The sequence below is a fragment of the Motilibacter aurantiacus genome (assembly GCF_011250645.1).
Classification (GTDB): domain Bacteria; phylum Actinomycetota; class Actinomycetes; order Motilibacterales; family Motilibacteraceae; genus Motilibacter_A; species Motilibacter_A aurantiacus.
Genome location: NZ_JAANNO010000006.1, coordinates 149,850 through 163,134, shown reverse-complemented (window position 1 = coordinate 163,134; position 13,285 = coordinate 149,850). Strand labels below are relative to the sequence as shown.

At 72.7% G+C, this 13,285-nt stretch carries 10 protein-coding genes; 1 reads left to right on the top strand and 9 read right to left on the bottom strand.

The features are described from left to right. Positions 1-36: 36 nt before the first annotated feature. The 9 genes from treY to G9H72_RS12615 form a co-directional block, all read right to left on the bottom strand. Positions 37-2,511, bottom strand: coding sequence for a malto-oligosyltrehalose synthase (gene treY / locus G9H72_RS12655; protein ID WP_166171537.1), 2,475 nt, complete (start codon positions 2,509-2,511; stop codon positions 37-39). Beyond that, on the bottom strand, positions 2,511-4,616 hold the full coding sequence (gene glgX / locus G9H72_RS12650; RefSeq protein WP_166171812.1) for a glycogen debranching protein GlgX: 2,106 nt from the start codon (positions 4,614-4,616) through the stop codon (positions 2,511-2,513). Before glgX ends, treY begins: the two co-directional genes overlap by 1 nt. A gap of 135 nt (positions 4,617-4,751) precedes the next feature. Next, positions 4,752-5,981 carry a uroporphyrinogen-III C-methyltransferase gene (gene cobA / locus G9H72_RS12645; RefSeq protein WP_166171810.1) on the bottom strand — a complete coding sequence of 410 codons (1,230 nt, stop codon included), beginning with the start codon at positions 5,979-5,981 and terminating at the stop codon, positions 4,752-4,754. Positions 5,982-6,129: 148 nt separating this feature from the next. After that, positions 6,130-7,026, bottom strand: a complete 897-nt coding sequence (locus tag G9H72_RS12640) for an ABC transporter permease (RefSeq protein ID WP_166171535.1) — start codon at positions 7,024-7,026, stop codon at positions 6,130-6,132. Further along, on the bottom strand, positions 7,013-7,852 hold the full coding sequence (locus G9H72_RS12635; protein ID WP_166171533.1) for an ABC transporter ATP-binding protein: 840 nt from the start codon (positions 7,850-7,852) through the stop codon (positions 7,013-7,015). Before G9H72_RS12635 ends, G9H72_RS12640 begins: the two co-directional genes overlap by 14 nt. Positions 7,853-7,917: 65 nt before the next feature. Continuing rightward, on the bottom strand, positions 7,918-9,042 hold the full coding sequence (locus tag G9H72_RS12630) for an ABC transporter substrate-binding protein (RefSeq protein WP_331272252.1): 1,125 nt from the start codon (positions 9,040-9,042) through the stop codon (positions 7,918-7,920). Between the two features lie 311 nt (positions 9,043-9,353). Next, positions 9,354-10,073 (bottom strand): phosphoadenylyl-sulfate reductase, encoded by a 720-nt coding sequence (locus G9H72_RS12625; protein WP_407939589.1) that lies wholly within the window; start codon positions 10,071-10,073, stop codon positions 9,354-9,356. A 2-nt stretch (positions 10,074-10,075) separates the two neighbouring features. Then, positions 10,076-10,273, bottom strand: coding sequence for a hypothetical protein (locus G9H72_RS12620; RefSeq protein ID WP_166171529.1), 198 nt, complete (start codon positions 10,271-10,273; stop codon positions 10,076-10,078). Further along, positions 10,270-11,931: a nitrite/sulfite reductase gene (locus G9H72_RS12615; RefSeq protein ID WP_166171527.1), complete on the bottom strand. Its 1,662-nt coding sequence runs from the start codon at positions 11,929-11,931 to the stop codon at positions 10,270-10,272. The genes G9H72_RS12620 and G9H72_RS12615 overlap by 4 nt, the downstream gene beginning before the upstream one ends. A 350-nt stretch (positions 11,932-12,281) precedes the next feature. Here G9H72_RS12615 and G9H72_RS12610 point away from each other — a divergent pair, with 350 nt between their 5' ends. Then, positions 12,282-13,244, top strand: coding sequence for a YihY/virulence factor BrkB family protein (locus G9H72_RS12610; protein ID WP_331272251.1), 963 nt, complete (start codon positions 12,282-12,284; stop codon positions 13,242-13,244). The last annotated feature ends 41 nt before the right edge of the window (positions 13,245-13,285 follow it).

Below are 13,285 nucleotides of genomic sequence, written 5' to 3'. Positions count from 1 at the left end.
GCCGGCCGGTCCGTCAGGAAGCTGACGCCTGAACCGTCATTCTGCTGACGCAGTGCGCGCGAGCAGTGCCACCGGGAGGCTCGCCAGCAGGTCGGAAAGGCGCACGTCCCCGCCCGGGAAGGTGCGCCCGGTGAGGCGGTCCACCCATTGCCCGGCAGGCAGCGACGCGGTCTCGGCGTCCCAGCCGCCCGCGCGCTCGAGGCCCGCGCCGAGGCGCGTCACCACGACCGCGACATCGTCACCGCGTACGAACCCGACGGCGTGCGGCGACGTCGTGGCCAGTGGCGTGTAGGCGCCGGAGGCGCCGAACGACTCGGGCCGCTCGGCACGCAGCCGCAGCGTGCGCGACACCACGAGCAGCTTCTCGGCGTCCAGCCCCTCGGCAGGTGTCCCGTCGTCCAGAGCGGCAAGCAGCTCCCGGCGGGCCGCATAGTCCACCGGCCGCCGGTTGTCGGGGTCGACCAGCGAGAGGTCGACCAGCTCCGTGCCCTGGTAGACGTCGGGGACGCCGGGCATGGTCAGCTGCAGGAGCTTCTGGCCGAGCACGTTGACGCGGAAGTACGGCGCGAGCCGCTCGACGAACGCCTCGACCGATTGGGTGATTCCCGGATCACCAATCACAGCTTCGGCGAACGTCTTGACGTCCGTGTCGTAGCGCTCGTCCGGCTCGGTCCAGGTGGTGTGCACCTTGGCCTCGCGGGTGGCCTTCTCGAGGTACGCCGTCAGCCGGTCGGCCGAGATCGGCCAGGCCCCGACGACGATCTGCCAGAGGAGGTACTCCGTCGCGGCGTCGGGCCAGCCGACGTCGGAACGGTGCTTCGCGGCCAGCGCCCGCCACTCCGTGACCGCGCCTGCCCATGCCTCGGGCAGCTCGCTGAGCACCGCGAGCCGCGCGCGCACGTCCTCCGAGCGCTTCGTGTCGTGCGTCGACAGCGTGGTCATGGCCAGCGGCCAGTCGCGCTGCTGCCCCGCGCACCACTCGTGCCATTCCTGCGCCTCCACCCCGAAGCGGGACGGGTCGCCGCCGACCTCGTTGAGCGAGACGAGCGGGTGCCAGCGGTAGAACGCGGTGTCCTCGACGCCCTTGGCCATGACGGGGCCGCACGTCTGCTGGAAGCGCGTGACGAACTCGTCGAGCCGGCGGCCCCGCCCCAGCCGGCCCAGCACGAGGTCGCGCACCAGGTCGAGCGTCGCGTGGCGCTCCTCGGGCAGCTGCTCGCGGGCCGCGGCGGCCGCCTCCTCGACCACCCGCACGCTGTCGGGGTGCGGCTCCTCGCCGGGCACGACGTACGCCCGGTAGACCGGGAAGGCCACGAGCAGCTCGACGACGGCCTCGCGGAGGCCGCGCCGGGTGTGGTCGCGCAGGTGCACGTCGTCGGCGCACACCGCGGCGGCCACCTCGACCAGGCGGGCGACCTCGGCGTACAGCCCGTGCTCGACCACCCAGCGCTTGGCCTCCGCGACGACCTCGGAGAAGTCCTCGGGGAGCCCGGTGAGCTCGGAGTGCAGGGTGCGCAGGGCGGGGGCGCCGTCCGGGTCGACGAAGACGCCGCCGGCCCGGAGCAGCGCGTCGTAGCCGGTGGTGCCGGCCGTGGGCCAGTCGTCGGGGAGGGACTCGTGGCCCTCGGTGATCTTCTCGACGACGACCCACGCGCCCTCCGTGGCCCGCTCGAGCCGGCGCAGGTAGTCGCGCGGGTCGGCCAGCCCGTCGGGGTGGTCGATGCGCAGCCCGTCGATGCCGCCCTCGCGCAGCAGCGAGACGAGGACGGCGTGGGTCTCGGCGAAGACCTCCTCCTTCTCCACCCGTAGCCCGGCCAGGGTGTCGATGTCGAAGAACCGCCGGTAGTTGAGCTCCTCGTCCGCGACCCGCCAGTAGGCGAGGCGGTACCACTGCCGGTCGACCAGCCGGTCCAGCGGCAGGTCCTCGGTGCCCTGCCGCACGGGGAAGACGTGGTCGTAGTAGCGCAGCACCGGCTCGCCGCCGGGCCCGCCCTCCGGGTCGAGCGTGATCTCGCCGTCGTCGAGCGCCTCGCCGATCCGCTTGCCGAGCACCGGCATGAGCACGGCGTGCGACTCGACCGACCAGTCGACGTCGAACCACGACGCGTAGGGCGAGCGCGGGCCGTCGCGCAGGACCGACCAGAGCGCGCCGTTCAGCGTCTCGGGGGTCGGCACCGCCATGTGGTTCGGGACCACGTCGACGACCATGCCGAGGCCCGCCTCGCCGAGGGCCTCCCGCAGCCGCGAGAACGCCGCCGCCCCTCCGAGCTCCTCGTTGAGCCGGCTGTGGTCGACCACGTCGTAGCCGTGCTGAGAGCCCGGCGCGGCCTGCAGGATCGGGGAGAGGTACGCGTGGGAGACCCCGAGCGCGGCGAGGTAGCCCGCCTGCTCGGCGAGGTCGCCGAACCCCCACGACGGGTTGAGCTGCAGCCGGTACGTCGAGCGCGGGACCGGCTTGCCAGCGGCGGGCAGGTGCCGGCCGCTGGACTCCGAGGACGACGCAGCCGCCATCAGTGGGCCCGGCGCAGGATGAGGAGCGAACGCGCCTCGACCTCGATCTCGCCGCCGGCCTTGATGGGGGGCCGGTCCTCGACGAGCGGCGCCGCGGTGTCGCACTCGATGTCCCAGGCCGAGCCGTAGTCCCCGTCCGGGACGGTGAAGGTGACGTCCTCGTGGCCGGCGTTGAACAGCAGCAGGAAGGAGTCGTCGACGACCTTCGCCCCGCGGGTGTCGGGCTCGCTGATCGCGTCCCCGTTGAGGAAGACCGCGACCTCCTTCGCGGACGCCTCGCCCCAGTCCTCGCCGGTCATGTGCGACCCGTCGGGCCGGAACCACGCGATGTCGTCAACCCCGTCGCCGGTGAGCGGCCGGCCCTGGAAGAACCGCCGGCGGCGGAAGACCGGGTGCTCCCTGCGCAGCCGGACGAGCCGCTGGGTGAACTCGAGCAGCGACCACTCGGCCCGCGACTCGTCCCAGTTCACCCACGAGATCTCGTTGTCCTGGCAGTAGGCGTTGTTGTTGCCGCCCTGGGACCGGCTCATCTCGTCGCCGTGCAGGATCATGGGCACGCCCTGGGACAGCAGGAGCGTCGCGAGGAAGTTCCGCTTCTGCTGCTCGCGCAGCGCGATGATGTCGACGTCGTCGGTCGGGCCCTCCGCGCCCGAGTTCCAGGACCGGTTGTGGCTCTCGCCGTCGGCCCCGCCCTCGCCGTTGGCGTCGTTGTGCTTCTCGTTGTACGACACGAGGTCGTGCAGCGTGAAGCCGTCGTGTGCCGTCACGAAGTTGATCGACGCGAACGGGCGCCGGCTGTCGTTGTGGTAGAGGTCGCTCGAGCCGGTCAGCCGCGACGCGAACTCGCCCAGCGTGGAGGGCTCGCCGCGCCAGAAGTCGCGGACGGTGTCGCGGTACTTGCCGTTCCACTCGGTCCACAGCGGGGGGAAGTTGCCGACCTGGTAGCCGCCCTCGCCGACGTCCCACGGCTCGGCGATGAGCTTGACCTGGCTGACGACCGGGTCCTGCTGCACGAGGTCGAAGAAGGCCGACAGCCGGTCGACCTCGTGGAACTGGCGGGCCAGCGACGCGGCGAGGTCGAAGCGGAAGCCGTCGACGTGCATCTCGGTGACCCAGTAGCGCAGCGAGTCCATGATGAGCTGCAGGACGTGCGGGTGCCGCATGAGCAGGGTGTTGCCGGTGCCCGTCGTGTCGTAGTAGTGCTTGGGGTCGCCGTCCACGAGCCGGTAGTACGCGGTGTTGTCGATACCGCGGAAGGACAGCGTCGGGCCCATGTGGTTGCCCTCGGCGGTGTGGTTGTAGACGACGTCGAGGATGACCTCGATGTCCGCCGCGTGCAGGGCGCGCACCATCGACTTGAACTCGAGGACCTGCTCGCCGCGCTGCCCGCTCGAGGAGTACTCGTTGTGGGGGGCGAAGAAGCCGATCGTGTTGTAGCCCCAGTAGTTCGACAGGCCGCGCTCGATGAGGTGGTGGTCCTGCACGAACTGGTGCACCGGCATGAGCTCGACCGCCGTCACGCCCAGCGACTTCAGGTGGTCGACCATGACGGGGTGCGCCAGGCCGGCGTACGTCCCGCGGATCTCCTCGGGGATGTCCGGGTGCTGGATCGTCAGGCCCTTGACGTGGGCCTCGTAGATGACCGTCTCGTGGTAGCCGTGCCGCGGGTGGCGGTCGTCCTGCCAGTCGAAGTACGGGTTGATGACGATCGACTTCATCGCGTGCGGCGCGCTGTCGAGGTCGTTGACCGCGTCCGGGTCGGCGAACTTGTAGTCGAAGAGCGCCTCGTCCCAGTCGATGCCGCCCTCGATCGCCTTCGCGTACGGGTCGAGCAGCAGCTTCGCCGGGTTGAACCGCTGCCCCGCGTCGGGGTTGTGCGGCCCGTGGACCCGGTAGCCGTAGCGCTGCCCGGGGCGGACCCGGGGCAGGTAGCCGTGCCACACGAACGCGTCGACCTCGGGCAGGTCGATCCGCGTCTCCGTCCCGTCCCGGTCGAACAGGCAGAGCTCGACCCGGTCGGCGCCCTCGGTGAAGAGTGCGAAGTTCGTTCCCGCTCCGTCGAACGTTGCCCCGAGCGGGTACGCGCTTCCCGGCCAGACCTCCATGCTCTCCCTTTCGTCTCGCATCGCTTCTCCGCCGGGCCGGCGCGCGTCGGCGACGCGCGCGCGGGCTCCGGCGCTTACACACCCTCCCCCCGCAGAGGGAGGACCATGCCTGGGAGCGTCATTCGGGCGCAACGGTCAGGGGGCGGCCTCAGCTCCCGGCTCGGCCGCCACCTGCCCGATCACGACGACGGCGGGGGCGCGCACACCCCGCTGCGCGGCCAGCGCGGCGATGTCGGCGAGCGTGCCGCGCGTGACGCGCTGCTGCGGCGAGTACGCCGACTCGACGATGCCGACCGGCAGGCCGGCAGGCGCCCCGGCCGCCTGCAGGCCCTTCGCGGCGTCGGCGAGGTGGGTCACGCCCATGAGCAGGACGAGGGTCGAGCCGCGCGCCAGCAGCCGGGCGTACGCCTCCAGCGTGTCGGGCTCGACGACGTCGTGCCCGGTGGCGACGGTGAACGAGCGGGCCACCCCGCGCGAGGTGACCGGCATGCCGGCGGTGGAGGGCGCGGCGATCGCGCTCGTGACACCGGGCACCACCTCGACCGGGACGCCCGCCGCGCGGCACGCCGCGACCTCCTCGGGGCCGCGGCCGAAGACGTACGGGTCGCCCCCTTTGAGCCGGACCACTCGCCTGCCGGCCAGCGCGTGCTCGACGAGCAGCTCGCCGATCTCGCGCTGCGGCACCGGGTGGTGGCCGGGCTGCTTGCCCACGTCGACGACCACGACGTCATCGTCGAGCTCCTCGAGCAGCGCGGTCGGGCCCAGCCGGTCGGTGACGACGACGTCGGCCTCGGCGAGCAGCCGGCGCCCTCGCGTCGTGAGCAGGCCGGGGTCACCGGGCCCGCCGCCGACGAGGGCGACCGAGCCGACCCCGGACGCGGGGCGGCGCTGCCTGCGCAACGGGAGGGCACCCTCGTCGAGCGAGCGGGCCACGGCGTTGCGCAGGGCCCGCGCGCGGAGCGGGTCACGGCCCGCCGACACCGCGATCAGCACGTCGTCGCGGCGGGTGACGGCCGGGGTCCAGGCCGCGGAGGCGGCGGCGTCGTCCGCGCGCACGCACCAGACCCGGGCCGCCTCGGCATCGGCCGCCACCGCGGCGTCGACCGCCGGCACGCCGGTCGCGGTGTGGACGAGCCACACATCCTCGAGGTCGGCGGGCGAGTACCCCCGCCGGTGCCAGGTCAGGGCGCCGGAGTCGGCGAGGGTGCGCAGGTCGCCGATGGCGTCCGGGGCGACGACCGTCACCAGCGCCCCCGCCTCGAGCAGCCCGCGCGCACGCCGGAGGCCGACCGGGCCGGCGCCGACCACGAGGGCCTGGCGCCCGGCCAGGCCGAGCAGCAGCGGGTATCCGGATGCGGTGTCGATGGCGGGGATTGTCGCAGGTCAGCGAGCGGCGGTCCGGCAGGCGTCGCCCGGCTGCGGCACGCGCCCCGCTCCTACGCGCACCGCCTTGCTCCCCGGTCGGGGGAGCAAGGCGGTGTCGGGCGGTGCGGAGCGTGGCTCGGTGGTCGCGCTAGTTGCGGTCGGTCAGCAGCCCACGGCGCTTGAGCACGGCCCGCTCGAGCGGCGTGAAGAAGGCGAGCTCGATGACGATGCCGACCAGCAGGATGAAGAAGACGCCGGAGAAGACCATCGGCATGTCCTGCAGCTGTCGGCCGTCGTCGAGGTAGCCGCCCAGCCCGCGGGCGATGTCGTTGCTGCGGACGATCAGCTCGGCCGCCATCAGCGACCTCCAGGAGAAGGCCCAGCCCTGCTTGAGGCCGGCGACGTAGCCGGGCAGCGCCGCAGGCAGCACGATGTGCCAGATCGCGCGGAAGCCGCGGGCACCCAGCACGTGCCCGACCCGCAGCAGCAGCGGAGGGACCTGGTCGACGCCGGACAGGAGCCCGTTGGCGATCGAGGGCACCGCGCCGAGCAGGATGACGGCGAACATCGCCTTCTCGGTCAGGCCGAACCAGATGATCGCCACCGGGACCCACGCCACCGACGGCAGCACCTGCAGGCCGGACAGGATCGGGCCGAAGCCGGCGCGCAGGAACGTGACCTGCGCGACGACGACGCCGATGGCCGTGCCCACGAGCACCGACAGGGCGAAGCCGAGGATCCCGCGCTGCAGGCTGCCCTGGAACGCCTCGACGACCACGCCCTTGGACCACTGGTCCGAGATGGCCGCACCGACGTCCGCCGGTCCCGGGAACTTGGTGATCGACGGGTTGAGCGCGAGGACCAGGACGTTCCAGAGCGCGAACAGCCCCGCGAGGACCACGAGCGGCGGGACGGCGGCCGTCACCCACTTGCGCCACCGCGGAGTTCCCGAGGGGGCCTCGAGCGCCAGCGCGTCGAGGCCGGCCTCGAGCTGGGCGTCGTCCCCCGCCCCGGCCTGACGCTTCACCGCATCACTGACGGACATCGATGCTGCCCTCCTCCGGGCTCGGGGCGGCGCCGGTGGCGTGACGACGGATCTCGACACTCAGCCGCTCGGTGATCTCACCGGCGAGCGCCGAGACGTCGGGTGCCTCGATGCGCCGCGGCTGCGGGATGTCGACCTGCCACTCGCGGATGACCCGGCCGGGGCGCGAGGACAGCAGGACCACCCGCTGGCCGAGACGTACGGCCTCGCGCACGTTGTGCGTGACGAAGACGATGGCGACGCCGGTCTCCTCCCACACCCGGACGAGCTCCCCGTGCAGCGCATCGCGGGTGATCGCGTCGAGCGCGGAGAACGGCTCGTCCATGAGCAGGACCGGTCGCTTCTGGGCGAGGGCACGCGCCAGCGCGACGCGCTGGCGCATGCCGCCGGACAGCTCGTGCGGCCGCTTGCCGTAGGCGCCGTCGAGCCGGACCAGGCTGAGCAGGCGCTCGGCCTCGGTGCGCCGCTCGGAGCGGGGGACGCCGCGCAGCCGCAGCGCGAGCTCGACGTTGCGGCCAGCGGTGAGCCAGGGGAAGAGGCCACCCTCCTGCGGCATGAGCGCGGCCCCCTCGCCCTGGACGGACACGGTGCCGGCCGTCGGGTCGTCCAGCCCCGCGATCAGGGAGAGCAGGGTGGACTTGCCGCAGCCCGAGGCACCGAGCAGGGCCACGAACTCGCCCGGGGCCACGTCCAGCGAGACGCGGTCGAGGGCGAACACGGCGCCCTCGCCCCGCCCGAACGCCTTGCGCACGGCTTTCACCGAGACGACCGGCGCGGGGGCTCCGCCGGCGCCGGCCGACGGGCCGGCCGTGTCGAGCAGGGACATCTCTCGCTACCTCTCGGGTGGTCCTCAGGCGGTCCGGGCCGCCGCGGATGGTGCGCGCTCGAACGTCAGACGCCGAGGCCGGCGTCGTCGACCGCGGGCTGGCCCTGCTCCTGGAGCACCTGGTTGAGCAGGGACAGGTCGTAGATCCCGGTGAGGTCGGGCTCGTCGAGCAGCCCGGCCGCCACTGCGTTCTCCGCGGCCTGCTTCAAGGAGGAGGCCACCGGGTCGTCGGTGACCTCGATGTTGGAGAAGGCGCTCTCGAGGATCGGCTCGGCGATCGCCTTGCCGGTCTCCTCCTCGATCTGGGCGTTGATGTCGGCCTTCGCCTGGTCCGGGTTGGCGGCGATCCAGGTGGTCGTCTCCACCTGGCCCTCGAGCAGCGCCTTCACCGTAGCGGGGTACTCGGAGAGGAACTCCTGCGACACCACGAGGTGGGTGGTGACGAAGCGGCCCTCGGGCCAGAGGGTCTTCTCGTCGACGAGGACCTTCGCGCCGGCTTCCTGGACGAGCCGCGAGGACCACGGCTCGGGCAGCCAGGCGCCGTCGAGGTTGCCGTCCTGGAACTGCTGCAGGGTGGTCGCGTTCTCCGTGTTCACGATCGAGACGTCGCCCTTGCCGGTCACCGGCACCTCGAGCCCGTTCTCCGCCAGCCAGGCTCGCAGTGCGACGTCCTGCGTCCCGCCGAGCTGCGGGGTCGCGATCTTCTTGCCCTCGAGGTCTGCCGCCGAGTTGATCTCCGGCTTCACCACGAGCGCGGCGCCGCCGGACGTGGCGCCGCCGACGATGCGCAGCAGCGAGCCGTTGCTCTTGACGAAGCCGTTGATGGCGGGGTTCGGCCCGAGGTACGCGGCGTCGATGGAGCCGCCCGTCATCGCCTCGATGGCGGCCGGGCCGGCGTTGAAGACCGAGGTCGTGATCTTCGTATCACCGAGCGCCTCGGCGTAGATGCCCTCGGCGAGGCCGACGAGCGGCGTCGCGTGCGTCACGTTGGCGAAGTAGCCCAGCCGCAGCTCGTCGGCGGTGCCCCCGGTCTCGGCGACCTGGGACGCGGCGGGCGCGGCCGGCGCGGCGTCGGCGTCGCTGTTGTCGTCGGCGCTGGCGCAGGCCCCGAGGGCGGTCAGCAGCGGAAGGGCCAGCAGCGGCGCCAGGGAGCGTCGCCAGCGGGAGGTGCGGGGGAGCGATCGGGTCACGGGAGGTCCTTCGGGGGAGGCGGCTGGGAGCAGGCGGGCGAGGCGCCGTACGGGAGCGCCCGGCATGTGCCGGGCGCGTCGCGGTACGCGCCTAGCGACATCGCCTCTCGACCCGAGGCGCGGCGACGGGGAGCGCCCGTGCGCGTACTGCCACCGACTCCTCCTCATGCTCTGGTCACGCCTACAAGTTTGGTAGGCAATCTAGCCGAACAAGGCCGGTCCTCGCGAGCCGACGCGAGGACCGGCACGAGATTCTTCCGGGGAAGACCGGACGAATCACCCGACGAAGGGCCGGAAGCCCTCCGCCCCTCTCACACGTGGATGCCGCACTCCGTCTTCGACATGCCGGCCCAGCGGCCGGCCCGGGCGTCCTCGCCCGGCGCGACCCGCCGGGTGCACGGCTCGCACCCCACGGACGGGTAGTCGTCCCACACCAGGGGGTTGAGCAGAACGCCGTGCTGCTGGGCGTAGGCGTCGACCTGCTCCTGGGTCCAGCGCGCGAGCGGGTTGATCTTGACCTTCTCGCGCTTGGCGTCCCAGCCCACCACGGGCGTGCCCGCGCGGGAGGGGCCCTCGTCCCGGCGCACTCCGCTGCCCCACGCGTCGTACTCGGCGAGCACGCGGTTCAGCGGGTCGACCTTGCGCATGGCGCAGCAGAGGTCGGGGTCGCGCTCGAAGAGCCGCTCGCCGTAGACCTCGTCCTGCTGCCTGATGGTCAGCAGCGGCAGGACGGTGCGCACCCGGACGGGGTACGTCGCCTGCACCGCGTCGCGGGTGCCGATGGTCTCGGCGAAGTGGTAGCCGGTGTCGAGGAAGAGCACCGTGATCCCCGGCACGACCTGGCCGGCCAGGTGGGACAGGACCGTGTCGCCGCCCATGGACCCGGTGATCGCGAACCGGTCCCCGAACGTCTGCCCGGCCCAGGCCAGGACCTCCTCGGCGGTCGCGTCCTCGAGGTCGCGACCGGCCTGCAGCGCGAGCTCGCGCAGCTCGTCCGGGGAGCCGGCCCCCATCAGCGGCTCGGTGGTCAAGGTCATGCGCTCGTGCCTCCTCCGGCGGTGCCCGCGCCGGCGCCGGACGCGGTGCTTCCGCCCACGGCCAGGCCGACCAGCTTCACGGTGAACACCCGCAGGCACGCCCCGCATGCCCACGCCGCGTGTGACGCTTCACTCGGGCGCAGGTCCTCCTCCCCGCAGTACGGGCAGTGGAACGGGACGGCGCGCTCGCTCATCGCAGGTCTGCCTCCTCGGCCCTCGCCACCCACGCGGCGAACGCCTCGTCGTCCTCACGCTGCTCGTCGAAGCGACGCGCGACGCGCTCGATGTAGTCCGGCAGCTCGGCGGCCGACACCTTGAGCCCGCGCAGCTTGCGCCCGAACCCCGCGTGCACGCCGAGGCCGCCGCCGAGGTGCACCTGGAAGCCGTCCTCGTGCTCGCCGTCCGGCCCCTGGACCACCATTCCCTTGAGCCCGATGTCGGCCGTCTGGATACGGGCGCAGGAGTTCGGGCAGCCGTTGAGGTGGACCGAGAGCGGCTGGTCGAAGGTGGGCAGCCGGCGCTCCAGCTCGTCCATGAGCAGGCTCGCGCGCCCCTTGGTCTCCACGATCGCGAGCTTGCAGTACTCGAGGCCCGTGCAGGCCATCGTCCCGCGGCGGAAGACGCTGGGCCGGGCCTGCAGGTCGAGGGCCTCGAGCGCGGCGACCGTCGGCTCGACCTGCTCGAGCGGCACGTCGAGCACGAGCAGGTGCTGCTGCGGGGTCAGGCGCACCCGGTCGCTGCCCACGGACTCGGCCAGGTCGGCGATCCTGGACAGGATGGGCCCGCTGACGCGGCCGGTGCGCGGGGCCGCCCCGACGTAGTAGTTGCCGTCGCGCTGCTGGTGCACGCCGATGTGGTCGCGCTGGTGCGGGGGCGGGGGGGCCGGCGCGGGCCCGTCGACCAGCTTGCGCCCGAGGTACTCGTCCTCGAGGACCTGGCGGAACTTCTCGGCGCCCCAGTCGGCCATGAGGAACTTGAGCCGGGCCCGGTTGCGCAGCCGGCGGTAGCCGTAGTCGCGGAAGATCGAGACGACGCCGGCCCAGACCTCCGGGACCTCCTCGATCGGCACCCAGGCGCCCAGCCGCTCGGCGATGCGCGGGTTGGTCGACAGCCCGCCGCCGACCCAGACGTCGAACCCGGGCCCGTGCTCGGGGTGGACCACGCCCACGAAGGAGATGTCGTTGACCTCGTGCGCGACGTCCTGCCGGGGCGAGCCGCTGATGGCCGTCTTGAACTTGCGGGGGAGGTTCGAGAACGCCTTGTCCCCGACGTAGCGGCTCTTGATCGCGTCGACCGCGGGCGTGCCGTCGAGGATCTCGTCGGAGGCGACCCCGGCCACGGGGGACCCGAGGATGACGCGCGGGGTGTCGCCGCAGGCCTCCTCGGTCGTCAGCCCGACCGCTTCGAGCCGCTCCCAGATCGCGGGGACGTCCTCGATCCGGATCCAGTGCATCTGGATGTTCTGTCGGTCCGTCACGTCGGCCGTGTCGCGGCCGTACGCGGTCGAGACGTCGGCGATCGCCCGCAGCTGGGCGAGGCTGAGCTGCCCCCCGTCGACGCGGACGCGGAGCATGAAGTACTCGTCGTCGAGCTCGTGCGGCTCCAGCACCGCGGTCTGCCCGCCGGGGATCCCGGGGCGGCGCTGGGTGTACAGGCCCCACCAGCGCAGCCGGCCGCGCAGGTCCTGCGGGTCGATCGCGTCGAACCCGCGCTGGGAGTAGACGCCGAGGACGCGCTGGCGGACGTTGAGCCCGTCGTCGTCCTTCTTGAACTGCTCATTGGGGTTGAGGGGCGTGAAGTACCCGAGGGCCCACTGGCCCTCACCCTTCTTCCGCCGCGGCGCGGGAGGCAAGCGCGATCCTTACTTCTTGGGACGGGTGGAGCACGTACGCGCAGGACCGGGAAGGAGCCCGCGGCCGCCGGGCGCGTACGACCGGGAACGACGTACGGCGACGGCGGAGGTCAGCAGCTGCGACAGACCGCGCTCGACACGTGACCGTGGTCGACGTGGAGCCGCGCCACGAGGCGCACGGAGGTCATGGTCCCCTAGGGTCCCCTGACGAACGGCCGTGAGCAAACGTCGTCCGGATGCTGAGACGTGGGCGGCTGAGGGCTTGACAGCCTGAGCCTCCGGTCCCCGCGGTCGACGCGCGCGGGACGTCGGATCGGCACCCCGCGCAGCGCGGCAACTACGGTGAGGGGGTGAGCATCGGGGCTGCCGGGCGTACGGCCGGGCGTGTCCGCAGCTCGTCCGGGCTGGCCCTGCTGTGGCGGCTGGTGCGCGCGACGATCGCCTCGTGCTTCCGCTACCGGGTCACCGGGCTGGCCGCGGAGGCGGGGTTCTTCGCGCTGCTCAGCCTGCCGCCGCTCGTGCTCGGGCTGGTCGGCGCGCTCGGCTACGTCGACTCCTGGCTGGGCAGCGAGACCGTGGATGACGTCCAGCGCTCGATCACGACGACCGCCAGCGACGCGCTCACTCAGCAGACCGTCGACGAGGTCATCACGCCGATGCTGGACGACGTGCTGCGCGGAGCCCGGCCGGACATCATCTCGATCGGCTTCGTCCTCGCCCTCTGGTCGGGCTCACGGGCGCTCAACGTCTACGTCGACACCGTCACGATCATGTACGGCCTGTCCGGCCACCGCGGGATCGTCCGCACCCGGGCGCTGTCCTTCACGCTCTACGTGCTGGCCCTGGTGCTCGGCACGGCCGTCCTCCCGCTGGTCGTCGCCGGCCCGGGGCTCGTGGGCCGGACGCTGCCGGAGGGCTACGAGCTGCTGCAACGGATGTACTGGCCGATCGTGCTGCTCGTGTCCGTGCTGCTGGTCGCGTCGCTCTACCACATCGCGGTCCCGGTCCGGACGCCCTTCCGGCGCGACCTGCCCGGGGCCGCGCTCGCCGTGGCGTTGTGGGTGGTGCTCAGCTTCGTGCTGCGCTGGGTGATCCGCGAGAGCGTGGGCGGCACGTCCATCTACGGCCCGCTGACGGCGCCCATCGTCGTCCTCGTCTGGCTGTACTTCCTGGCCATCTCGGTGCTCATCGGGGCCGCGCTCAACGCCGCCTGGGACGAGGTCTGGCCCCTGCGGGAGACCGCTGAGGGCCGGCGCCGCCCCGTCGCGCACCCCGAGGAAAACCCGCTGACACCGGTCCCGGGCGACCGCTAACGTCCCCTCCGTGGCCGCGACGCGCGGCCGCACCTGTCGGA